General features: G+C 61.4%; 24 protein-coding genes and 3 pseudogenes. 14 read left to right on the top strand and 13 right to left on the bottom strand.

The window, feature by feature from the left end; genetic code table 11:
* Positions 1-554: 554 nt before the first annotated feature.
* From J2046_RS27230 to J2046_RS27205, 6 genes are read right to left on the bottom strand one after another with little or no spacing between them, the layout of a single operon-like run.
* Positions 555-1,985, bottom strand: a complete 1,431-nt coding sequence (locus J2046_RS27230) for an NAD-dependent succinate-semialdehyde dehydrogenase (RefSeq protein ID WP_210057176.1) — start codon at positions 1,983-1,985, stop codon at positions 555-557.
* A gap of 2 nt (positions 1,986-1,987) precedes the next feature.
* Entirely contained in the window at positions 1,988-3,217 is a 1,230-nt protein-coding gene (locus tag J2046_RS27225; RefSeq protein WP_210057175.1) for a CaiB/BaiF CoA transferase family protein, read from the bottom strand.
* Positions 3,214-4,008, bottom strand: coding sequence for a crotonase/enoyl-CoA hydratase family protein (locus tag J2046_RS27220; RefSeq protein WP_210057173.1), 795 nt, complete (start codon positions 4,006-4,008; stop codon positions 3,214-3,216). Before J2046_RS27220 ends, J2046_RS27225 begins: the two co-directional genes overlap by 4 nt.
* A gap of 17 nt (positions 4,009-4,025) precedes the next feature.
* Positions 4,026-5,162, bottom strand: coding sequence for an acyl-CoA dehydrogenase family protein (locus J2046_RS27215; protein ID WP_210057171.1), 1,137 nt, complete (start codon positions 5,160-5,162; stop codon positions 4,026-4,028).
* Entirely contained in the window at positions 5,162-6,166 is a 1,005-nt protein-coding gene (locus J2046_RS27210) for an acyl-CoA dehydrogenase family protein (RefSeq protein WP_210057169.1), read from the bottom strand. Before J2046_RS27210 ends, J2046_RS27215 begins: the two co-directional genes overlap by 1 nt.
* A gap of 10 nt (positions 6,167-6,176) precedes the next feature.
* Positions 6,177-6,347, bottom strand: coding sequence for a hypothetical protein (locus tag J2046_RS27205; protein WP_210057167.1), 171 nt, complete (start codon positions 6,345-6,347; stop codon positions 6,177-6,179).
* Positions 6,348-6,614: 267 nt separating this feature from the next.
* Here J2046_RS27205 and J2046_RS27200 point away from each other — a divergent pair, with 267 nt between their 5' ends.
* Entirely contained in the window at positions 6,615-7,376 is a 762-nt protein-coding gene (locus J2046_RS27200) for an IclR family transcriptional regulator domain-containing protein (RefSeq protein WP_320443070.1), read from the top strand.
* 182 nt (positions 7,377-7,558) lie between these two features.
* Here the strand turns inward: J2046_RS27200 and J2046_RS33975 are convergent.
* Positions 7,559-7,678: pseudogene (locus J2046_RS33975) on the bottom strand (GNAT family N-acetyltransferase); the annotation flags it as partial.
* On the opposite strand from J2046_RS33975, the gene J2046_RS27195 reads away from it, so the two are divergent.
* The gene (locus J2046_RS27195) at positions 7,671-7,943 is read left to right on the top strand and encodes a hypothetical protein (RefSeq protein WP_210057366.1); all 273 of its coding nucleotides are present in this window, start codon (positions 7,671-7,673) and stop codon (positions 7,941-7,943) included. The pseudogene J2046_RS33975 and the gene J2046_RS27195 sit on opposite strands and share 8 nt — an antisense overlap.
* Here J2046_RS27195 and J2046_RS27190 read toward each other — a convergent pair.
* A pseudogene (locus J2046_RS27190) lies at positions 7,871-8,374 on the bottom strand (transposase); the annotation flags it as partial. The gene J2046_RS27195 and the pseudogene J2046_RS27190 sit on opposite strands and share 73 nt — an antisense overlap.
* On the opposite strand from J2046_RS27190, the gene J2046_RS27185 reads away from it, so the two are divergent.
* The 12 genes from J2046_RS27185 to J2046_RS27130 all read left to right on the top strand — a co-directional run bounded on the left by J2046_RS27185 (position 8,259) and on the right by J2046_RS27130 (position 18,712).
* Positions 8,259-9,746, top strand: coding sequence for an acetate--CoA ligase family protein (locus tag J2046_RS27185; RefSeq protein ID WP_320443069.1), 1,488 nt, complete (start codon positions 8,259-8,261; stop codon positions 9,744-9,746). The pseudogene J2046_RS27190 and the gene J2046_RS27185 overlap by 116 nt on opposite strands.
* Positions 9,743-9,964, top strand: coding sequence for an acetate--CoA ligase family protein (locus J2046_RS34165; protein WP_210057162.1), 222 nt, complete (start codon positions 9,743-9,745; stop codon positions 9,962-9,964). Before J2046_RS27185 ends, J2046_RS34165 begins: the two co-directional genes overlap by 4 nt.
* On the top strand, positions 9,961-10,806 hold the full coding sequence (locus tag J2046_RS27175; RefSeq protein WP_227705910.1) for a MaoC/PaaZ C-terminal domain-containing protein: 846 nt from the start codon (positions 9,961-9,963) through the stop codon (positions 10,804-10,806). Before J2046_RS34165 ends, J2046_RS27175 begins: the two co-directional genes overlap by 4 nt.
* Positions 10,807-10,819: 13 nt before the next feature.
* Entirely contained in the window at positions 10,820-11,878 is a 1,059-nt protein-coding gene (locus J2046_RS27170) for an acyl-CoA dehydrogenase family protein (protein ID WP_210057161.1), read from the top strand.
* Positions 11,875-12,636, top strand: coding sequence for an enoyl-CoA hydratase/isomerase family protein (locus J2046_RS27165; RefSeq protein ID WP_210057160.1), 762 nt, complete (start codon positions 11,875-11,877; stop codon positions 12,634-12,636). Before J2046_RS27170 ends, J2046_RS27165 begins: the two co-directional genes overlap by 4 nt.
* Before the next feature lies 1 nt (position 12,637).
* On the top strand, positions 12,638-13,813 hold the full coding sequence (locus J2046_RS27160) for an acyl-CoA dehydrogenase family protein (protein WP_210057159.1): 1,176 nt from the start codon (positions 12,638-12,640) through the stop codon (positions 13,811-13,813).
* A 27-nt stretch (positions 13,814-13,840) separates the two neighbouring features.
* Complete coding sequence (locus J2046_RS27155; RefSeq protein WP_062653569.1) at positions 13,841-14,764, top strand: SDR family NAD(P)-dependent oxidoreductase; 924 nt, start codon at positions 13,841-13,843, stop codon at positions 14,762-14,764.
* Positions 14,765-14,814: 50 nt separating this feature from the next.
* On the top strand, positions 14,815-15,030 hold the full coding sequence (locus J2046_RS27150) for a hypothetical protein (RefSeq protein ID WP_062653571.1): 216 nt from the start codon (positions 14,815-14,817) through the stop codon (positions 15,028-15,030).
* Positions 15,027-15,281, top strand: coding sequence for an IS1096 element passenger TnpR family protein (locus J2046_RS27145; protein ID WP_210057158.1), 255 nt, complete (start codon positions 15,027-15,029; stop codon positions 15,279-15,281). Before J2046_RS27150 ends, J2046_RS27145 begins: the two co-directional genes overlap by 4 nt.
* A 73-nt stretch (positions 15,282-15,354) precedes the next feature.
* Positions 15,355-16,971: a Mu transposase C-terminal domain-containing protein gene (locus tag J2046_RS27140; protein ID WP_210057157.1), complete on the top strand. Its 1,617-nt coding sequence runs from the start codon at positions 15,355-15,357 to the stop codon at positions 16,969-16,971.
* Between the two features lie 6 nt (positions 16,972-16,977).
* The gene (locus J2046_RS27135; protein WP_092938780.1) at positions 16,978-17,859 is read left to right on the top strand and encodes a TniB family NTP-binding protein; all 882 of its coding nucleotides are present in this window, start codon (positions 16,978-16,980) and stop codon (positions 17,857-17,859) included.
* Positions 17,837-18,712, top strand: a complete 876-nt coding sequence (locus tag J2046_RS27130; RefSeq protein ID WP_210057156.1) for a TniQ family protein — start codon at positions 17,837-17,839, stop codon at positions 18,710-18,712. The genes J2046_RS27135 and J2046_RS27130 overlap by 23 nt, the downstream gene beginning before the upstream one ends.
* A 138-nt stretch (positions 18,713-18,850) precedes the next feature.
* Here J2046_RS27130 and J2046_RS27125 read toward each other — a convergent pair whose 3' ends face one another.
* The 5 genes and pseudogenes from J2046_RS27125 to J2046_RS33965 form a co-directional block, all read right to left on the bottom strand.
* Entirely contained in the window at positions 18,851-19,834 is a 984-nt protein-coding gene (locus J2046_RS27125) for a branched-chain amino acid ABC transporter permease (protein ID WP_210057155.1), read from the bottom strand.
* Entirely contained in the window at positions 19,831-20,718 is an 888-nt protein-coding gene (locus J2046_RS27120; RefSeq protein WP_210057153.1) for a branched-chain amino acid ABC transporter permease, read from the bottom strand. Before J2046_RS27120 ends, J2046_RS27125 begins: the two co-directional genes overlap by 4 nt.
* A 9-nt stretch (positions 20,719-20,727) precedes the next feature.
* Positions 20,728-21,447: an ABC transporter ATP-binding protein gene (locus tag J2046_RS27115; RefSeq protein ID WP_210057151.1), complete on the bottom strand. Its 720-nt coding sequence runs from the start codon at positions 21,445-21,447 to the stop codon at positions 20,728-20,730.
* Positions 21,440-22,228, bottom strand: coding sequence for an ABC transporter ATP-binding protein (locus J2046_RS33970; protein ID WP_227705965.1), 789 nt, complete (start codon positions 22,226-22,228; stop codon positions 21,440-21,442). The genes J2046_RS27115 and J2046_RS33970 overlap by 8 nt, the downstream gene beginning before the upstream one ends.
* A 57-nt stretch (positions 22,229-22,285) precedes the next feature.
* Positions 22,286-22,888 (bottom strand): annotated as a pseudogene (locus tag J2046_RS33965) (CoA transferase); the annotation flags it as partial.
* Positions 22,889-23,022: the final 134 nt, after the last annotated feature.

The raw sequence follows: 23,022 nt of genomic DNA, 5'->3' as shown, positions 1-23,022 counted from the left end.
GACTTCTCGCATTCCTCGAGATACGAGGGCAGCCCTGCCGGATACATGCTCAGCTCACGCGGGTTGCCGGGGATGAGCGGGCAATCCTTGGCCTGCTGCACAATGCGCCTGAAAAGCCGACGGCCCAGGTTGTCATTCCGCCCCAACGTTCCTCCGAAGCTACCCACGGGAATCCGCATTTTGACAGCTCCATCGTCACAGACGATTGGCATGCTGTCAATGAAATTGAATTTCAACAAGTGAAATATCGCGCGTAGCGCATCCCTGTCGAGCATGCGCCGGGCCGGGAGCAGATGTGCGACGAGCACGCGATGCCGAGCGGCGATGATAATGATACGCGCATGAGGTGCCGATCGTCGAAAATCAGGTCATTGCCGATGATCACAAGGTGGTTGCTGGGACGGCGTGCCTGGACTTTCAGCGCCCACCGTCGGCGCATTTGCGCAAGAGACGCCTGAAGCATGATCTTGCTGCAATGCCCTCCCCCATCTGGATGGGGGCGGGCATTGATGACATTGGTTTCCGTAGACTTTCGGAACCTGCTCAGGGTTTCACTATGATTCCCGTGCGGTGACCAGGAACGGTGTCAGATAGGCGCTTATGCCTTCTATCCCCCCTTCCGACCCCATTCCGCTGTCGAGCACACCACCGAAAGGTGTCTCGGGCATCGCCAAGGCGAAATGATTGACGCCCAGCATCCCGGCCTTGATGCCGGAAACGATGCGATGCCGTGTTCGTGAATTTTCCGTAAAGGCATAGGATGCGAGCCCGACCGGCATCCGGTTCGCCTCTGCCAGCGCGGCGTCGATATTATCGACCTTTGCCACCAGGGCCAGGGGGCCGAAGGGCTCTTCGTTCATGGCGCGCATGTCTGTCGTCATGTCCGCAAGAACGGTCGGGGCAAAGAACCAGCCCTGATTGCCGATCCGTTCACCGCCCGCGGCGACACGAGCGCCCTTGGCGACAGCGTCGTCGTAAAGCCCCTGCACCTTGGTCAACTGCGCCGCGGTTGTCAGCGGCCCCATGACTGTCTTCGGGTCTGCCCCGTTGCCGACGGTAATTTTCGCGGCCGCCTCGGCCATACCTGCAACGAAGTCGTCATAGAGAGGGGTCTCGACCAGAAACCGCGTCGGCGAAACGCAGACCTGCCCAGTATTTCGGAACTTCCACTCTGCCGCCAGCGGAACCAACTGGGATAGATCGGCATCTCGGGCAACGATCACCGGCGCATGGCCACCCAGTTCCATCGTGACCTTCTTGAGCTCATGGCCGGCGGCGCTGGCGAGCAGGCGTCCGACGCGGATGGACCCGGTCAGGGAAACCTTGCGGATCTCCGGCGCCTTGATCAGCGTGTCGGAAATTTCCGCCGGATCGCCCCAGATCAACCCGATGGCCTTGGGCGGCAATCCCGCGTCAAGCAGCGCCCGGCAGATGCGCCACGCCGTCATTGGCGTTTCCTCCGCCGGTTTCAGGACCACGGAGCAGCCCGCTGCCAGCGCCGGCGCAAGTTTCTGCATCACCGTGAAGGCGGGGAAGTTCCAGGGCGTGAAGGCCGCGATCGGCCCGACGGGCCGCTGATGCGCGGTCCATGTCATGTTTGCCGCCCGCGACGGGACGAGGCGTCCATAGGTGCGGCGCCCCTCTTCGGCAAACCATTCGAGGCAATCGGCGGAAACCATCCATTCGCCCCGCGCCTGCGCCAGGGGCTTGCCCTGCTCACGGGTCATGTCGGCGGCGGCGGCCTCCGCCTGTTCCCGCATGATCGCCGCCGCGGCACGCAGGATCTTGCTGCGCTCAAAGGGCGAAACGACGGACCACTCGGCAAAGCCCTCGGCGGCAAGTCGCGCGGCCTCGATCGCCTCGGCCCGGCCCGCTTTGGGGATTTGGGCGATTTCGGTTTCGGTCGCCGGGTCCATCAACGGTAACGTTCCCAGGGTTCCCGTGTCCCTGGCCTCTCCGTTCAGGATGAAGGTGGGGTGAGTCATTGTCATTTTCTCCCTTGATTTGGCTCAGGTATGCAGATTACCCCGACCGTAATAAGCTGCTGTATTTCGGCGTCGTCGAGCCCCAGACCACGCAATATCGCCGCACCATCAGCCCCAAGCGCCGGTGGTGCGCGCCGGATCGTGGCAGGTGAGGCAGTCATGATCGGAGGAAACCGGACCTGTGGCGTTTCTTGTCCGGCAGAGGTGGCGACGGGCACGACCATGCCGCGCGCCTGCACCTGCGGGTCGGCAAAAACCTCATTGATGCGGTTGATCGGTCCGCCCGGCACTCGGGCAGCCTCCATCGCGGCAAGAAGTTCAGGGCTGTTCCAGTTGGCGATCTCGCGTTCAAGTTCCGGCTCCAGCATCGCGCGGTTGCGATTGCGCAGTTCATTGGTCAGATATTCGGGGTGTTGGACCAGGTCGGCCCGGCCCAGCACCCGGCACAGCGCAGCGAACTGTTTGTCGTTACCCACGGCAACGATGATATGCCCGTCAGCCGTCGCAAAGGCGCGGTAGGGCACGACATTGGGATGTGAATTGCCCATGGGGCGAGGCGTCACGCCGCCGATAAGCCAGTTCATCCCCTGATTGGACAGAATGGCGACAGAAGTATCCAGCAGGGCGCAATCGATGTACTGCCCCTCACCGGAGCGTTCGCGGTGGCGCAGGGCGGCCTGAATGGCGATGGTGGCGTAGAGGCCGGTAAAAATATCTATGACCGGCACGCCGACCTTCACCGGGTCGTCGGCAGAGTTGCCGGTGACGCTCATCAGTCCGCCCATTCCCTGCACCAGAAAATCATAGCCGCCGCGCCCGGCATAGGGTCCGGTCTGACCGAACCCTGTAACGGAACAATAGATCAGCCGCGGGTTGATCACGTGCAAGCTGTCATAGTCCAGCCCGTAACGCGCCAGATCGCCGGTCTTGAAATTCTCGACCAGGATATCCGCCTCGCGGGCCATGCGACGGATGAGCGCCGCCCCCTCGGGCCGGGCCATGTCAATGGCGATAGATTGCTTGTTGCGGTTGCAGGCCAGGTAATAGGCTGAAAACTGCTCTCCGCCCAGCTCGGCCGAAGGCGGCCCCCAAGCGCGCGTGTCGTCGCCCGCGCCGGGTCGTTCGACCTTGATCACCTCGGCCCCCAGATCGCCCAGAATCTGCGTGGCCCAAGGCCCTGCCAGAACCCGAGAAAGATCGAGCACCCGGATCCCGTCAAGCGCGCCGGTCATGATCTGGACTTCTCGATGCGCGCGCGCATGGCCGCAAGCGTCTTGGTGTAGTCATCGGTTTCATGCGCAAGGGCCTGCATGGCCGATGATAGCTCCAGCGTGACGGACAGATCACGATTATAGGCCTGACGCAGCAGCCGGCGGGTCATGCGCACGGCATGACCCGGATTAGCGGCAATGCGTCCGGCGATGGCGCGCGCTTCATTCAACAGCTCGTCGTCTGGAACGACGCGGCTGACCAGCCCATAGCTCAGCGCGGTTTGCGCATCAATCGTGTCGCCGGTCAGCGCCATTTCCGAGGCGCGCGCAAAACCCACCACGCGCGGCAGCAGCCACGCGCCGCCATCGCCCGGCACGATGCCGATGCGGACAAAGCTTTCGGCGAACGTCGCAGACGCGCCAGCGATACGCAGATCGCACATCAGTGTCAGATCGCAACCGGCGCCGACCGCCGGGCCATTGACGGCGGCGACGATGGGCAGGTCGCAATCCTCGAACGCAAGCGGCAGCCGTTGAATCCCGGCCCGGTAGTTGCGCCGCGTGATCGCCGGAACCTTGTCCACCAGCCCCTGTCCCGGCGACATCGACTTGATGTTCCCGCCCGAGGAAAAGGCGGCCCCCGCCCCCGTCAGCAAAATCACCCGGGCCTCCGGATCAGCCTGCGCTTCGGTCAGCGCGGCAAGAATTGCCTCGATCATGGGCATGTCCGAAATGGCATTGCGGGTTTCTGGCGCGTTGAGCGTCATTGTCACAATGCCCGCATCGTCACGCTCTGTCGTTACAAGCGTCATGTTTTCGTCCCTTTTCTTCACCGCAGACCGAGGCCACGGGCAATGATCCCGCGCAGGATTTCGCGGGTTCCTCCCCGCAGCGAAAAACTGGGGGCGGCCAGTAGGATGCGCCGAAACACCGCCGCATATTCGGGGTCCGACGCATTTTCGTGCAGAACTCGCCGCGCGATTTCCGGCACGTCCTGTTCGAACAATGCACCCAGATCCTTGACGATTGCGGCCGCCAGAACCGGCTGCTCGCCCCGCGCCAGACGCCCGGCGACTGACAGCGACATTTGCCGCAGAATCATCAGCCGGGCGACCATGCGGCCCAGATCGGAGGTTTCTGCCGCGCCGGGCATGCGTTTGAGGCAGCGCAGCAACTCATCCACCAACACGAAGGATGAAAGGAACCGGTCCGGGCCGCTGCGTTCGAACGCCAGTTCCGACATGACCTGTGCCCAGCCGTCGCCTTCCTTGCCCAGGAGGGCGTCAGGGGGCAGCAGCACATTGTCAAACGACACTTCGTTGAAGTGGTGCTCTCCAGCGATGTCCAGAACCGGGCTGACGGAAATCCCCGGAAGGCTCATGTCCACGAGAACCTGACTAAAGCCGCCGTATCGGCTCTCGGCCTGGCCAGTAAGGCAAAAGACGATCATGTAATGCGCCTTGTGCGCGTATGTCGTCCACAGCTTGGTTCCGTTCAGGACATAGCCATCAGCCGTCTTTTCGGCCCGTGTCCGCGCGGACGCCAGATCCGAGCCGCTGTTGGCCTCGCTCATGCCGATGCCAAAGAAACAGGTTCCCGCCGCGATGCGCGGCAGGATGGTCCGGCGCTGTTCCTCGGTGCCATGGCGCAGGATCAGGGGCGCGCTTTGGCGATCCGCAATCCAGTGGGCCGCAACGGGCGCCCCCGCCGCGAGCAGTTCTTCGACGACGATATGCCGGTCCACGGCACTGCGGTCATGGCCGCCGTATTCTTTCGGCAGGGTCATACCCAGCCAGCCGCGTTCGCCCAGTTTCCTGCTGAAACCTGCGTCGAACCCGGTCCAGGATCGTGCCCGTTCGCGGGCGGGCAGATCCGTAAGCGCTTCGGCCAGAAAGGCGCGGACCTCATCCCTCAGCGCCGCCTGCGCCGGAGTCGTCGCTTCAAGCGGAAAGGTCGGAAGTGCCATCACGCCACCTTTGCCAGGTCGCAGGCGGTCAGTGCGGGCCACAGACCACGCTCGGGTTGGGTTTGCGCCCAGTTCGCCAGATACTCGGCCCATTGTGATTCAGAACCGTCCTCGTCCCGCCACGACCAGAGACGGCGGGTCAGCAGATGCAGGGGATATTCCTCGCTGAAACCGATCGCTCCATGAACCTGATGCGCGATTGACGCTGCGGCCGTCGCGGCCTCTGCCGCGCGCAGTTTTGCCGCGGCCGCAGTCGGAATGAAAACCTCTTCCCCCTGCGTCGCGAGTGTTTCAAAAGCTGCCACCGCCATGTCGGCGGCAACGGTGGCGGCACAGCTGTGGGTCGCAAGAATGGCCAGTTGGTGTTGGATCGCCTGAAACTTTCCCAGCGGGCGCCCGAATTGTTCGCGCACATTGCAATAGCGCAGGCACATATCGGCAACCGCCTCGATCGCGCCGGCCATCTGCACTGTGCGCAAGGTCGACATGATCGCGCGCAGAGCGACTGGGGACATTGCGACACGAGCCTGCGGCGCGACCGGTTCGGTAGCGACCAGCACATCACGCTCCTCGCCCGCGTGGTTGGTGCCCGCGTGCCAGAGTTCGGCGGCGGGATGCAGAAGGGACAGCCCGACACCGCCATCCAGTTTGGACAGGCAGACGACCGTGCGCAGATAACGCCCGAACGGCATCGCCGCCACGCCACTCCAGGCCAGCGCCACGGGCCCCTCGAGCGTTCCCAGCCCGGCCAGCGACGCCACCCAGTTGGCCAGCAGCGTTTCGCCCAGCGGCAGGGCAACGGCACAGGCCGCCGCCACCCGCACGGGGGCAAAGGCTTCCCGGGCGGAGAAACCGAATCCACCGTGTTCTTCGCTCAGCAGGGCGAGTGGAAACCCTGCCTCTTCGGCGGCCAACCAGAGAGCGGGGTCGAAACCCTCCCCCCCGCAACCGGCAAAAAGCTTCTCCGATGTCTCAAGGACCATGGAATAGGTCGAACTGTCCATTGCACCGCCCTCAGCCATGGGTCAAACGCGACCGCTCGACGCCAGCCCCAAGACCGCGCCTGCCGCACGCACGCACCGCCCGAACAATATCATATGCGCTGATCGCAAGACGCTTTCGCGCGACACTGGACATCATCGGGCCAGCCATGGCCCCAAGGTCGATAAATGCAGTCCTGGACATGATCCCCTCCGATTCTGAGAACTTCACCAAGTGAAATTTCATTTCATTATTAGCATAGTCCTCCTCATGCAAAATGCAACCTGGTTCGGCAGGCTGTTCACCGGTCACAAAAACGGCTATGTGAAAGCCGCAAACGGAGAATTTTCTTGTCACCCCATCCACTTCATTCTTGGCACCACTCTCGATCCGTGGAAGCCCCGGTTGGGGAAATGACAAGTTCGGGAGGGAATTGACATGGCCTACCAACCGGTGATCGCGGCCTTGCGGGTGCTCGACGTTCTGGCCGCGATCAACAAGACGACAGGAAACGCCACGGTGGGCGAAATTCACCGCCTGACATCGCTGGACAAGGCAACCATCGTCCGGATGCTGACCACGCTGGCCCATGCCGGATATATTGTGCGCGACAGCGACAGCCGGACCTACCGTGTCACCGGCAAGACCCTGCAGCTCAGCGTTGGCTACAACCGGCATCAGGCCATCGGCGCAATTGTGTCCGAGGATCTGGCGCAGTTCCGGCAATCCATTGGTTGGCCTTCGGATGTGTCGATCTTCGACGAGGACGCAATGCTGGTCATCGAGACATCGCGCGAAACCGAGCCGATGCGCTTTTTCCGCAAGCCGGGATACCGGGCACCGGTGCTCCACACCAGCCTCGGGCGGGCCTATCTCGCCTTCTGCCCGGAAGAGGAACGGCAAGCTTTCCTGGAGCGCGCACAGAAGAATCCCGCACCGGAATTCGCCCTCGCGCGCGCCTTGGACGCATTGGAAGCGCTGCTCGAAAACGTGCGGGCACGGGGCTATGCCACGATGGACGAAAGCTATTCGCGCGAAAACTACGAGTCCAAGTTTTTCAGCATCGGCGTCCCGATCAGGACGCACTCGCAGGTGTTCGGCGCCATGAACATCATCTATCTGCGCCGCGCCATGACGCCGGATGCGGCGCGCGATCAGTTTCTTGTGCCGCTGATCGAGGTTGCGGACAAATTGGCCGCGAAACTCGAAACGCATACGGGCGACATCGCCTGATATGTGTCGCTGCCGCGCGTCCCGACCATTCCACTCCCGAATGATGGAGTTGTCTAATCGCAGTTGGGGCGTCAAGAATATGCTTCCAGCTTCCGGAGCTTGGTTGGCCCCTGAACATTAAAGGGCACCGATATACGGTAGGCTTATATTGGGGCATTCACGGGCGATTTATTTATGGCGCGTTACGAGGCCCGAGGTGGAATGCGCCGAACCTGGAAGCCTGTCTTGTTCTGCTCGAAGCCTACATCGTGATAGAACTTCAATGTGGCAGCCTACTTTGAACCCGTGAGCAACATGACCTTGGAAAAAGGTGCGGAGAAACTCGCGTCTTACGACGAAGCACTGTTCCTGTTCGGTCCGCGCTTCGTGCAGATCTACGGCCAGGCGCAAAGCCCGATGACAATCACCTCGCTGCGGCGGAAGTTGGTCGGATCGTGTCCCAGGGGGTGTAGCTTCGGCGTTCGCCGTGCCTTCCGGGCAGAGCCGGGACTGGATCAGCTTGCCGCGGCGGGCAGGCTGATGAGGGGATCATCGCTCATTGTCGCGATGGTCTCAAGGGTCATTTAGCGTGATCGCTGGACGGCCCATTCGTCGTTCTGCTCGAGCAACAAGGCACCGACGAGCCTGACGACGGCATCGTCGTTGGGAAAGATGCCGACGACCTCGGTGCGCCGCTTGATCTTGCCGTTCAGCCGCTCGATGGGATTGGTCGAGTGCAGCTTGGTCCAATGCGCCTTGGGAAAGGTCATGTAGGCCAGCACGTCCTCCTCGGCACTGTCCATGAGAGTTGCGAGCTTGGGCACTTTCGGTCTGATCTGATCGGCGACGTTGCGCCACTGCTGGCTTGCAGCCTCCGGCGTGTCCTGGGCAAACGCCGTGGCAATGAAGGCGGAGACGACACGCCGACCGCTCTTCCCGGCATGGGCCAATGCGTTTCTCATGAAGTGGACCCTGCAGCGCTGCCAGGTCGCGGAAAGAACCTTGGACACGTCCGCCTTGGGATATTACGGCACCTTTTCCTCGTTTCTGGAAATGGACTTCCCCCTGCCGGGCAATGTCGGCATCGCCAGCCAGTCGGGCGCTTACGGAACGCATCTTGCGGCCGTGGCGCGGGTGCGCGGCCTTGGGACCTCGGTTCTGGTCACCACCGGCAACGAGGCGGATGTGACGGTCGCCGACGCCATCGGCTGGATGGCCGGCAGTGATGCGGTGGACGTGATCTGCGCCTATCAGGAGGGTTTTCGCGACGCGGACCGCATGATCGCCGCCCTCGATGCGGCGCGAGCGGCCGGCAAGCCGGTCTTCATGCTGAAATCCGGACGCAGCCCGATCGGCGCTTCGGCGGCCGCCTCGCATACGGCCTCGCTCACCGGGGACGATGCCGTGGCCGAGGCAGTTCTCGCCGAACATGGCGTCATCCGGGTGCGTGATACCGAGCAGATGCTTGATTTCGCCTACGCGGCGCGGCAGCGGATCTATCCTGCCCACAATAGTCTCGGCGTGATCACCATCAGCGGCGGCGCGGGGATTGTCGCCAGCGATGAGGCAGAACTGGTGGGCTTGCCGATGCCGACCATGCCGGCCGAGGCGCAGGTCCGGTTGAAACAGCTTCTGCCTTATGGCGCTCCGGCCAATCCGCTCGACTGCACGGCCCAGGCACTGAACGACATGTCATTGTTCGAGCAGTTCACCCGCGCGGCGATCAGGGATGGCGAATATCGCTCTATCCTTTGTTTCATGACCTATGTAGCCGGGAGCGCGACGCTTGCGCCGAAACTGCGCGAAACCTTGCACAAGATCCGCGCCGAATTTCCCGACCGGCTGCTGGCGCTCTGCATCATCGCGGATGATGCCGTCACGCGCGCGTACGAAGAGGCCGGTTTCCTTGTATTTTCCGATCCAAGCCGGGCCGTGCGGGCCATTGCGGCGATGGGACGGGTCGGCGAAATGATGGCCCGGAAGCCGAAGGCGCTGCCGGAACTGCCGAATGTCCGCCTGCCGGCCGTCAGTCCCGACGAATACGCGGCAAAGGCGCTTCTCGCGAAAGCCGGCATAGCGGCTGCCGCCGAGCGGATCGTGCACTCGGCGGAGGAGGCGGTAGCCGCCGCTGCCGAACTCGGTTTCCCTGTCGTGATGAAGATCGTTTCGCCCGACATCGTTCACAAGTCCGATATCGGCGGCGTCAGGCTGAACCTGGTCGATACCGATTCCGTCCGGGCCGCCTATCACGATATTCTTGGCACGGTTGGCAGGACGGCTCCCGAGGCGCGCATTGCCGGTATCCTGGTTGCCCGACAGCTTTCGGGTGGCGTCGAATGCCTGATGGGTATCGGCCGCGACCTTGTCTTTGGCCCCGTCGCCGGGAAATGATCCTGTCGATCAAGGCAGCGGCAATCCTGACCGGGGCACGCGGTCGCGCGCCCGTCGATCTCGATGCGCTTGCATCCATGTTGTCACGGCTTTCCGCATTTGCCGTCGCTGCGGGCCCTCGCCTGCGCGCGATCGATCTCAATCCGGTGCTCGCGCTGCCCGACGGGGCCTTCGCGCTCGACGCGGTGATCGAGTGCGATGAGGAGGTTTTGCCGTGATCGACTACGAAAAGTTGATGGCCTACGACATTCCCGAGGTCCGTCAGAGCTACGGTCCGCGCGAGTGTGCCTTCTATGCTTTGTCGATCGGTGTCGGACAGGATCCGATGGACCGCGGTGATTTGCAGTTTGTTGGCGCTGGCGCGCTGGCACCCTTTCCGACCTTGCCGCTGGTGCTCGGCCACCCGGGGTTCTGGCTTGCAAATCCCGATACCGGGGTCGACGCGCTGCGCCTTGTCCATGGCGAGCAAGGCATTACGCTGCATGCCCCGTTACCGCCTGAAGGTGTAGTGATCGGCAAGACCCGCGTTACCGGCATCATCGACAAGGGCGCCGGGCGCGGCGCGCTACTCTATACCGAAAAGGAATTGCGCGACGCGGACGATGGCAGGCTCTACGCGACAACCCATGCCACCACCTTCCTGCGCGGGGACGGAGGTTTCGGGGGGCCGGTCGGTCCGGTGAAGCAGACCCATACGCTTCCCGAAACGGATCCCACGTTTGTGCGCAAGACGCAAACTCGACCCGAGCAGGCGCTCTGGTACCGTTGGAATGGCGACGACAATCCCTTGCACATTGATCCTGATGTTGCCGCCAAGGCCGGATTCGAGCGGCCCATCCTGCACGGATTGTGCAGCCTGGGCATCGCCGCGCATGCTCTGATGAAGACGCTTTGCGCAGGCGATCCGACGCGACTCAAGGGGCTTGACGTTCGTTTCAGTTCGACAGTCCTGCCGGGGGAGACATTGCTTACGGAAATCTGGCCGGACGGCTCCTTCCGCGTGTGCGCGGCGGAGCGCGGCATGGTGGTGCTCGGAAACGGTCTCGCCCAATTCGAATGAGGAGGAAACGGCGATGGATGCAGCGCTCGCAACTGGCGAGGACAGGCTTGAGGGGGTGCGCCTGTTGGTCGAAAGCGCTGCAGGCATTGCCTCGCGCGATGGCGATCTCAAGGCGATTCGACATCTGCGCTTTAGCAGGCCGGGAATAGATCGAGGACGCTGGAGCGAGATCTCCGCCATGGGTTGGCTTGGAATTCGGCTGCCGGAAGCGGCAGGCGGCGCAGGCCTTGGCATGGCGGAATATGCGGCGCTCGCTGGCGAAGTAGGAGCGGCGTTGCTGCCCGAGCCGCTCATCGAGGCCCAGCTTGCTCTCGATTTCATGGGCAAGGACGCACCCGCCGAAGCGTTGAGCGGTGACAAGCTTATCTTGCCGGCCTGGCTCGATGCTCCCGATGGCCTCACGATCGCCGGAGACATCACGGAGGCCGAGGGGCGGATCTCGGGAAGACAGCGTTTCGTGCCAATGGCCGCCGCCGCCAATGCGTTTCTCGTCGTTTCGACTGAAGCCTGCTGGTTGGTCGACGCGAAAGCCGCGGGCATGTCGCTTGAAATCGAAAACACCATCGATGGCGGTCACACGGCGACCTTGATCCTCGATGGGGTCGAGGCGGAACGGCTATCTGCGCCAGATGCGAAGGCGCTCGAAGCCGCGGCCCTGGCCACGGCGTCGGCATTGCTTGGAATCATGGGGCGCGCCTTTGCCATCACGCTCGACTATCTCAAGACACGCGTCCAGTTCGGCCAACCTATCGGCCACTTCCAGGCGCTGCAGCACAGGGCTGTGGATATGGAAATCGAGATTGGCTTGACGCGGGCGGTGCTACGCGATGCCGTCGAAGCGTTCGATTCGGGCGACGACTGCCGTCGTATCGTCTCCAGAGCGAAGGCGCGGGCCGCCGATGCCGCCATGCTGGTTACGAGACAGGCGGTGCAGCTTCACGGTGCCATCGGATATACGGAAGAGGCCGATATCGGATTGTTCCTGCGCCGTGCCATGGTGCTGGCACCGCGTTACGGCAGCGCGGGTTTCCATCGCCAACGTTACGGCGGCCTGACGGAGGGGCGGCCATGACCGGGATTGCGGCGGCCCTTGAAGAGGGACTTCTGATCCTCACGATGGACGAGCCCGAGCGTTGCAATCCCGTCGGTCATGCAGTGCGACGCAGGTTGGTCCAGCTTCTCTCGGATGCTGAACACGACCGAGCCGTTCACGCTGTTGTTTTGACGGGTGCAGGTGGGCACTTTTCCACCGGCGGCGATATTCGTGACCAGAAGGCTGTGACCAACATCGCCGAGGCGCGCGATCGTTTCTCGGTTGTGAAGGATCTCGTGGGGCGAATGGTGAGGTTTCCCAAGCCGCTCGTCTCCGCCGTTGAAGGGTGGGCTGCTGGCGGTGGCTTCGCTTTGGCGTTGGCTTGCGAAACCGTCGTTGCTGCGGAAACGGCTCGTTTTGCCTCGAGTTTTGGCAAGATAGGTCTGATCCCCAGTATGGGGCTGCTGGCCACGCTGCCAGCGCGCATAGGCTTCGCACGGGCGCCGTATCATCCTCGCCTCGGCAACGATCGATGCGCTGGAGGGGTACCGCCTCGGCTTCGTGGACGAACTCGTACCGGAAGGTGGAGCGCTTGCCGCAGCCAAGGCTTTCGCCGGCACTGCGGCAGAAGCTGCGCCTTTGCCGAGGCCTATGTAAAGGACTTCCTCGCCTTGGAGGTCGACAGGGCGCTCGAATTCGAACGCCAGATCCAGCCGACGCTCTTGTTCAGCGCTGACGCGTTGGAAGGGCGCGCAGCCTTTTTCGAGAAGCGTGCAGCAGTATTCAGGGGAGAATGAAATGACAGCCATCGCTAGCCTGACGGCACCCGAGCCGCATGCGGACCTGAACACGCTTTCGGATGCGGACTTCCGCGCTACGATAGGTCGCTGGATCGCTACCAACTATCCGCAGGAACTGCGCAGTCCACCCAAGCGGCTGCACGCCGCAGAAGCCATGCCCTGGTACAAGATCCTGTCGCTGCAGGGCTGGGTAGCGCCTGGATGGCCGCGCGAACATGGCGGGATGGGACTCTCTCCCTCGAAGCTGCTGATCATGTTCGAGGAAATGGAGCGCTATGGTTGTGCGCGACTGCCCGATACTGGCCTGACCATGGTCGGTCCTCTCCTGATCGCTCACGGAACAGATGCTCAGCGCGCCTACCATCTGCCGAAGATCCTCTCGGGCGAAATAGTCTGGTGTCAAGGCTATAGCGAACCCAACGCCGGCTCCGACCTTGCGGCGCTCCGCACGTCGGCCGTGCGCGAAGGCGATCAGTGGGTGATCAACGGGCAGAAGATCTGGACGACGCTGGGCATGGACGCGCAATGGATCTTCGTGCTTGCCCGCACGGACCAGCAGGCCGCCAAGCAAAAAGGCATAAGCTTCTTTCTTGTGCCGATGGATACGCCCGGCGTGAAGGTTCGTCCGATCGTCAACATCGACATGCACGACGAATTCGCAGAGGTCTTCTTCGACGATGTTCGCATCCCCGCCGACTCGATCGTCGGGGAGGTGAATTCGGGCTGGACCACCGCCAAGAACCTGCTTGGCTTCGAACGTCTGTTCCTGGGCTCACCAAAGCAATCGGAAGGAGCGCTCGACCATCTCGAGCGGCTTTGCGACCATCTGGGAAAGAGCGCTGACTATGCATCACTCCTCAACGGATTGCGCATGGAGCTCGAGGACCACAAGTCCTTTTACAAGACCTTCGCAGACAAGGTGCGACGCGGCGAAACGCTCGGCCCTGACGTTTCCATGCTGAAGATCAACCAGTCCGCGCTCTACCAGGAGATCACAGACCGGATACTGGAGGTCGCCGGCGAACTGGGAACGCTTGCAGGGCCGCTGCTGGACGCTCCGACGCTCTACCCCGGCAGTGTCTTCCTTCAGGCGCGACCAACATCGATTTATGGTGGCTCATCGGAAATTCAGCGCAACATTGTTGCCAAACAAGTGCTCGGTCTCGGCCGATAAAACGCCTGTTCAAGGAGGGAATTCGAAATGACAGTCGATTTGGGACTGGAGGGCAAGGTCGCGGTCGTCACGGGAGCGGGCGGTGGCATCGGTCGAGGCATTGCGCTGGAGTTTGCCCGGGCGGGCGCTCGCGTGGTGATCAATGATATCGGCGTTTCACTGGGAGGGAGCGGCGAGCGCTCCAGCGCACCCGCAGAGGAAACCAAGGCGATGATCGAGCAGCTCGGCGGCCAGGCGATCATCTCGAGCGAAAGCGTGTCCGAATGGAACGCCGCACGCCGCACCATCGAAATGACCATGGACAGCTTCGGTCAGGTGGATGTGGTGGTCAACAATGCCGGGATCCTTCGAGACGTCATCTTCCACAAGATGGATCCTTCCGACTGGGAGGCGGTGATAAATGTGCATTTGAACGGCAGCTTCTATATGAGCCGTGCGGCCGCTGAGCCGTTTCGTGCTCAAGGCAGAGGCGCCTTCGTGCATATGACCAGCACCTCCGGCCTGATCGGAAATTTCGGTCAGGCGAACTACGCCGCGGCCAAGCTCGGCATCGTTGGCCTTTCGAAATCAATCGCTCTGGACATGAGCCGGTTCGGCGTGCGCTCGAACTGCGTCGCGCCCTTCGCCTGGAGCCGGATGACGAGCTCCATTCCTGCAACGACTCCGGAGGAACAGGCGCGCGTCGAACGCATGAAGCGCATGACGCCGGAGACCAACGCGCCGCTCGTCGTCTTCCTGGCATCGGCCGCGGCGGAGGGAATTACAGGCCAGGTTTTCGCAGCTCGTCTCAATGAACTGTTCCTGTTCAACGCCATGCGACCGATTCGCAGCGTCCAATCGGGAGGAGGTTGGACGCCGGCCCTGATAGCCGAACGCGTCCTACCCGCCTTCAAGGCGAGCGTCGTCCCGATGGAGCGTTCGGGTGACGTATTCTGCTGGGATCCGATCTGAGGACTGTGGAGGCTACCGTCAAGCCGACTCCACCCCTCTCTGTGCAGGAAATGACCGCGGCGGCACTGATCTGCGTGGCGATCGTTTTCGGTGTTTCGAGCGTCTTTGTTCGGTATCCGGCGGTCACGGGAGCCGGTGGTCTGGCATTGGTCGCCTTCCTCGTTCTTTCCTATCGGCGTCTGGGGCTCATCGCTTTGGTGCCGCTGTGGATCTCGACACTGGCCTTCGCCGGGGCGATCTGGCGCGGTGTGTGTCCCCGGCCATGACGCTTGGCGAATTGAAGCTGCGCAAAGGCCGCCGGTTCCTGTACGAATACGACCTCAACATTCCCTGGGAGCACGAGTTTCGGCTGGAGGAGCGCCAGCCAGTCACTCCGGGCGCTCACTATCCGGCATGCATGGGAGGAGACGGCGCCTGCCCGCAGGAAGACTGCTGTCGCTTTGCACTTAACCCCAAGAATCCGTCGCAGCAATTTCAGAAGGATAGCCTGGCACTTAATTTGAGAATAGGCACTTAACTTGAGAATTTCGCATAAATCTGATCAGTTAATGTGAGAATCAGACTACCGAGGAAATCGACGGTATCTTGCTGTGAGTGACGCCTTCCCTGACGAAGTTGACGAAGCGCTTTGGGATGAAGCGTGCCGGCGCGCAGACGCAATTCGAGACTTTTTGAAAAGCCGCACTGGCAGGATGTCGGTGGCGGATGTGGCGCTGCTTGCGACCGAGCTCGAAATCAGTCAAGCGACTGCATACCGCCTCATCAAGCTATTCCGGGCCGGCGGGACCGTGATGAGCCTGGTGGAGCGCAAGCCCGGCCGACCAGGAGGCCATCGGGTACTAGATGACAGGCGGGAGGAGATCATTCGGACGACGATCAGCCGGTACTACCTTACCCGCAATCGTGCGTCATTTACACAGCTGGTCCGGGATGTGCAGACGAACTGCATCTCCGCTGGACTTCGGCCGCCCCATCGCCGAACAATCAAAGCTCGACTCGAAGACATCGATCTACAGAAGCGGGCCAAACGGCGCGGCGAAGCCAAAATCGTCAAGAACACTCGTGCTGTTCCCGGGGTGTTAGCCGCCTCCCGGCCATTGCAGATCGTGCAGGTCGATCATACGAAAGCGGATATCTTTGTCGTTGACGAGGAAACGCGGCAGCCGATCGGCCGGCCTTGGCTGACGCTGGCGATGGATGTCTGCAGCCGGATGGTGACGGGCTTCTACCTCACGATGGATGCCCCTTCCCGCCTTTCGACCAGTCTTTGCCTTCTGCATTCCGTTTTTGACAAGTCAGCTTGGCTGCGTGAACGGGAGATCAGCGAGGCTTGGCCCGTTGCAGGTTTGCCAGATACCTTACACGTCGACAACGGCGCCGATTTTAGGAGCCAGTCTTTCAAGCGGGGATGCCAGGATGCCGGCATCGCGATCGACTGGCGGCCGCCAGGGGAGCCACGCTTCGGTGGTCACATCGAGCGTCTGATTGGGACGCAGATGGGAAAACTCCACCTGCTGCCTGGCACGACGTTCAGCAATGCCCAGGAGCTTGGCGAATACGACTCTAAGCGACATGCGGCACTCACTTTGCGCGAGCTCGAGCGTTACATCGCGCTGGACATTGTCGGCTCCTATCACCATTCGATACACGGCAGCTTGGGCCGGCCGCCGATTGCAGTATGGCGGGAGCACGAGGACGTGATACCGCTTCGACTTCCCCAGGACCGGATGCGTTTCTGGCTGACGTTCCTGCCGGAGCAGGAACGCACGCTGCGGCCAACCGGGATTCACCTGTTCGGGCTGCGTTATTGGTCAGCTGCCCTCACCGCCGATGTTGGGCGCTCTAACCGGCGTCTCCTTGTAAAGTACGACCCACGGGATATGGCTCGCGTCTTCGTCCGGCGCCCGTCCGGCAACTTCGTGGAAGCCCGCTATGCCGACGTTACCTTGCCCTCGGTGACACTACACGAGGCACTGGCGGCGCGCCGCGCGCTGCTGACAAAGGGGCGACGGGAACTAGACACCCGCACCATAGTCGGCACGGCAGTTGAGCAGCGCAAGCTGGTCGAGGCAGCAGTCAAAAAGACGGCGTTCGCCCGACGCGGTCCCGCAAGCCGCCACAAAACGAGAGTGGAAGACGGCGGATGGGGGTCGCTTCGCGGGATAGACTCCAGCAAACCTGTGGCCTTCGACGAGGACACGGAGTGAACTGGCATGAACACGGAAATCTCCCACCTAACCTCAAACGCCGCGGCTTTGCTTGCGGAGACGGATGCGCAACGCATCAGGGCGATCAGATCACGCCGCTGGCTGGTTTATCCGCGCGCCAAGCAGGTGCTTGAGCGGCTCAACCAACTGCTCGATCATCCACGCGGCACACGCATGCCTTCGCTCGCCATCTACGGCGACAGCGGAATGGGCAAGACGATGATCATGAAGCGTTTCCGTGATCAGCATCCACCGAGCTTCAGTTCTCTTACCGGCAAGTTGAAGACACCGGTTCTGGCCATGGAGATGACCAGCCGACCCGGCGAACGACGGTTCTACGCGGAACTACTAACCCTTCTCGGCGCACCGCAAAGGCCACGCGCCGATATCGCCCAGATGGAGCAGGCGGCGATGCGCATCATGGAGGCTATCGGCGTTCAGGTGTTAGTGATTGACGAGGTGCACAATATCCTCGCCGGAACCTATCGCGAGCAACGCATCGTCCTCAACACCTTGCGCTTCCTCAGCAACCGACTTCAGATCTCCCTCGTCTGCTTTGGCGTCAATGATGCCCGCGAAGCGATCGGTGGCGATGTGCAACTGGCCCGCCGCTTTGAACAGTTCACCCTAAGCCGCTGGGCTGCAAACGAGCAGTTCGAGATCCTGATCTCTTTGATCCTGCGCAACACGCCCCTACGCCAGCCGTCGGTGTTGACCGCAAAATCGCTACGGCGGATGTTGCAGATATCCGAGGGCATCACCGCAAACCTCTTCCATATGTTAAACACACTCGCAATCGAGGCCATCGAAAGCGGCCAAGAGAGAATTACGGACGCAGCTGTCGAGAGATGGGAGCCGGAGTTTGATGCGGAAGCCGCCTTCGCATGACCTTCAAGCCCCCCAGCAGTTGCCGGTAACACTGGCTCCCTGCACCGATGAGCTGCTGTCGTCGTGGGTTGCTCGGCATGCGGTGTTCTATGGTGTCCCTCCCCTTGCCATGCTTCGGCATTGCCTCCCAGAGACGCCATCCCTGCGCGCCACCGATCTTAGTCTCAACGACAATCAGATCCTCCGCCTGGCGCATATACTCTGCGTGGATGAGGCAACGATCCGCCGCACCACCTTCACAGATATCGCCCGGTCGTCGCGGTGCCTGATTGCGACGGATGCGATACAGTCATGCTCAACCTGTTGTCCCGCAAAGACGGAACCGAGAGCCATTCTTCGAAGTCAGTTGCTCGGCTGGCGTATCACCTGTGCTCTCTGCGGCGACCTGCTACAGAGCCCCTCGGGGGTTAGCTGCGCCTCAACCTTCGGTCACTATAGCGCAACGGCTCTCATCGGCGAACGGCTGCTCCACGATGAGGCCTCACGAAAAGCTCGAACCTGGGTATCACCGGCCAGGATTGCACAACTTTTGCTGATGCGCCGCGTGAAGAACCCCACCTTTGGAAATTATGAGCCATGGCGTTACCGGGTACTTGGCGCACTCATTCCTGATCTCGATGATGTCGTTGATCGGCAGAGTCTGCCAATGTCGTCATGCCCAATCCTGCCCCTGCACCTGCGGCCGGCTCTGCTGGCCGCAATAGCCATGGTTGAGCGCTCAGGGCCAGAGATGCTCGAAATGCTTTGCGGACAAATGAGGGGCGAGAACAAGGTGCGTTTCAGCAGCGCCATCAACGAGATCATGAGGGGTACCTCCCGATCAACCGCGTCATCCCAACTGCAACTAATCTGAGAATCTTCCCGGCAAGATTCTCACGTTAACTGCCAATTCTGGCTCAAAGCGGCCGCATTCTCACGGTTAACTGCCAACCAACACCTGCTTTTTCCTTCCTGTAACCTTGCGGAGACGATGAGCCTCCGCGTCTGATTGTTATTCTCGAGGCTCCGGCAAACGCTCGTTCGCTCGCAGCTTCCAGACGGCGCCGACAATTCCCTCCCTGAACATCAGGACACAGACGATGAACGTCGCACCCTGAATGGCCGTGACCCACGAGCCGCTCTCGGCGAGATAGGTCTGCATCGCGACGATGATGATGGCCCCGACTACGGGACCCAGCGTCGTGCCGAGACCGCCGATCAGCGTCATCAGCACCACCTCACCGGACATCGTCCAGTGGACGTCCGTCAGCGATGCGAGCTGGAACACCAGTGCCTTGGTCGCGCCTGCGAGGCCAGCGATCGCAGCTGACAACACGAAGGCAAGATGCTTGTAGCGATTAGAATCATAGCCCAGGGAGATCGCACGGTTCTCGTTGTCGCGAATGGCCTTCAGGGTCTGGCCGAACGGTGATTCGACCGCACGGTGCAGAACAGCAAGGCCGATCAGGAAAACCGCAACAACGAAGGCATACATCGCCATCGTGTTGTTGAGATCGATGATGCCAAACAGAAACCCGCGGGGAATTCCCTGCATGCCATTCTCCCCACCGGTGAGCGGGGCCTGTACCGCGAAGAAGTAGACCATCTGCGCCAGCGCCAGCGTGACCATGGCGAAGTAGATGCCATGGCGACGGATAGCGATCGCACCGATCACGTAGCCCAGCAGTCCGGCACCCACAGTCCCGACGAGGACACTGAGTTCCGGGGTAAGACCCAGGTCCCGCGCCGCGTAACCACAGAGATAGGCTGCGGAGCCGAAGAAGGCAGCATGTCCGAAGGACAAGAGCCCGCCATAGCCGATCAGAAGATTGAACGCACAGGCGAAGAGTGCAAAGCACAAGGCTTTCATCAAGAAGACCGGATAGACGACGTACGGCGCAATGGCAAGCACGGCCGCCGCGAGGATGAAAATCGCGATCCGGCGAGAAAGGCGGCCATTGTGCCGTGACAAGGGACGCGTCTTGGTGGTGTTCATTCGGCCCTCCCGAACAGACCAGTGGGTTTCACGAGCAGCACGATGGCCATGACGACAAAGATGACGGTGCTGGACGCTTCAGGGTAAAAGACCTTCGTTAATCCCTCGATGAGTCCGAGACCAAAGCCTGAGACGATGGCACCGAGAATCGAGCCCATGCCGCCAATGACGACAACGGCGAACACGACAATGATGATGTTGGAGCCCATGACAGGGCTTACCTGATAGATGGGGGCAGCCATTACGCCGGCAAGCGCCGCCAGTGCAACCCCAAACGCATAGGTGAGTGTGATCATCAACGGCACGTTGATGCCGAAAGCTTGCACGAGCTTCGGGTTCTCCGTCGCGGCGCGCAGATAGGAGCCTAATCGCGTTTTTTCGATCAGGAACCAGGTCGCGAAACATATGAAGAGAGAGGCGACCAGCACCCAGGCCCGATAGTTCGGGAGAAAGATGAAGCCAAGGTTCTGAACGCCCTGAAGCTGCGCGGGGATCGGGTAGGCAAGCCCCGACACGCCAAACTGGTTCCGGAAAACGCCTTCGATCAGAAGAGCGGTGCCGAAGGTAAGAAGAAGGCCATAGATATGGTCCAGCTTGTAAATGCGGCGGAGCATATAGCGCTCCATGGCGACCGCGAGCACGCCCACGATAAACGGAGAAAGGATTAGCGCACCCCAATAGTTGACGCCGAGATAGTTGAGCAGGAGCCACGCGGCGAAGGCGCCGAGCATGTAGAGCGCGCCATGCGCGAAGTTGATGATATTGAGCAGGCCGAAGATGATCGCAAGACCGAGACTTAGGAGTGCATAGAAGGCGCCGTTGATGAGCCCGATCAGGATCTGGCCGAGCAGCGCCTGCATGGGAATGCCAAGGATAGTCGTCATGCTCGCCTCCTAAACGCCGAGAAACGAGTGCAGGCGTTCTGCCACACCCGGATCATTGAGGTCGTCCTTCGCCACCATGTCGACCACGCGTCCGTTCTCGACTACGTAATGGCGGTCGGCGATGCGACTGGCAAAGGGGAAGTTCTGCTCCACCAGCAGGATCGTGAAGCCCCGCTCCTTGAGAAGCCCGATCGCGATGCCGATCTGCTCGATGATGACCGGCGCCAAACCCTCCGTAACCTCGTCCAACAACAGGAAATCGGCGCCAGTACGCAGGATACGCGCCATCGCAAGCATCTGCTGTTCGCCCCCAGAGAGTTTCGTGCCCTGGCTTCCCGCCCGCTCCTTAAGATTGGGAAACAGCGTGTAGATCTCTTCGATGGTCATGCCGCCCGGCTTGATCGTGGGCGGAAGCAGAAGGTTTTCCGTGACGTCGAGGCTTGAAAAGATGCCGCGTTCTTCCGGCACGTAGCCGATACCGAAGCGGGCAATCTTATGCGGAGGAAGCCGGGACAGATCAGCGCCGTCGAAGCGGATGTCACCGCGCCGCTCGACGAGGCCCATGATGGCGCGCAATGTGGTGGTCTTTCCGGCGCCGTTGCGTCCGAGAAGCGTAACGAGTTCACCGCGCTCGACATGCAGATCGATGCCATGCAGTACATGGCTGTCTCCGTAGAAAGCGTTCAGTCCCTCGATACGCAGGCGTTTTTCGCAATGGGTGTCAAGCATGGACGCCTCCGATATAAGCTTCCCGGACCGCCGGGTTTTGGGAAACAGAGGCGTAGTCGCCCTCTGCGAGAATGCTGCCTCGCGTCAGCACGGTGATGGTGTCGGAAAGGTCGGAAACCACATCCAGATTGTGCTCGACCATCAGCACGGTGCGGCCTTCGGATACACGCCGCACCAATTCGGCGACACGACCGATGTCCTCGTGGCCGAGCCCCGCCATCGGTTCGTCGAGAAGCAGCAACTCCGGATCGAGTGCGAGCGTGGTCGCGAGTTCGAGAACACGTTTGCGCCCATAGGAGAGGTCGCCGGCAAGCGTATCTCGATAGGTCTCGAGGCCGACCCATTCGATGAGCTCGTCCGCCCTAACGTGAAGCGGGTAAAGCGAACGCTTCGGCTTCCAGAAGTGGAACGAGGTGCCGAGCTTGCGTTGAAGCGCCATGCGAACGTTCTCAATCACCGTCAGATGGGGGAAGATCGAGGAGATTTGGAAGGACCTGACCATTCCGAGCCGGGCCATCGCCGCGGGTCCGGTTCTCGTGACGTCCCGACCATTGAAAACGATCGAACCACCCGTCGGGGTGAGGAACTTCGTCAAGAGATTGAAACAGGTTGTCTTGCCCGCCCCGTTCGGCCCTATAAGCGCATGTATAGTGTGGCGCCTCACGTTCAGATCGACGTTGCGCACGGCGACGAAGCCGTGAAACTCCATCGTCAGTCCGCGTGTTTGCAGAATATGATCGTCTACTCCTCCCGGCTTTACGCCGGCTTCGTTTCTCTCCATGGTCCTCCCCCGAGAGTTGATGTTGTTAGACCCGCTCGATGATCGTCGCGATCCCCTGTTCGTCATCGCGCCATCGATATACATGCCACGGCCTGTGCCGTCGCGCTGACGAAGCGCGAGCAAGATGTTGATCACCACCGGCGGCGCGCCACCTGCAATGTCTCCCGCGAGGAACACCGGTAGAGCCGGCACGCCATAATTACCGGCGGAAAGACCCAACAGTCCCGCCTCGGCGACGAAGTTCAGATCACGGTTGCCCTTACCTGCCTTTGGACCAGTCTGGTCCCAGCCGGGGATCGAGCAATAGAGCAGCCGCGGGTTGCGCTTTGCCAACACATCGTATCCGAGGCCAAGGCGGTCCATGCCCCCCGGCCGGAACTCCTCAATCAGTGCGTCCGCCTTTTCAATCAGCGGCCAGAGTACCTCCATGTCGGCAGGCGATTTCAAATCGACCGCCATTGACTGCTTGCCGCGGTTGAGCATGGCGAACAGCAGGCTTTCGCCGTCGACAATGGGCTTGTAAGTGCGCATCGCGTCGCCGTCGTCCGGACGTTCGATCTTGATCACCTGCGCGCCCACCTCAGCCCGCCTCGGGCTCGCGAGCGGCCCGGGAAGGAGCGTCGAGAAATCAATAACGAGAAAATCTGTTAAAGGAGGCATGCGGTAACCCTCATTCACGATCAGCCTTCACGAACCGCCGAAGTTTGGCGTCCGTTTTTCGATGAAGGCGGTGATGCCTTCCTGCGCGTCCTTTGACTGGAAGGCGAGGGTTGAGATCTCGGCTTCGATCTTCA

The sequence above is a fragment of the Neorhizobium petrolearium genome, from assembly GCF_017873175.1.
Classification (GTDB): Bacteria; Pseudomonadota; Alphaproteobacteria; order Rhizobiales; family Rhizobiaceae; genus Neorhizobium; species Neorhizobium petrolearium.
Note: the sequence above shows the minus strand (reverse complement) of the source record. Positions and strands in the feature narration are given on the sequence as shown.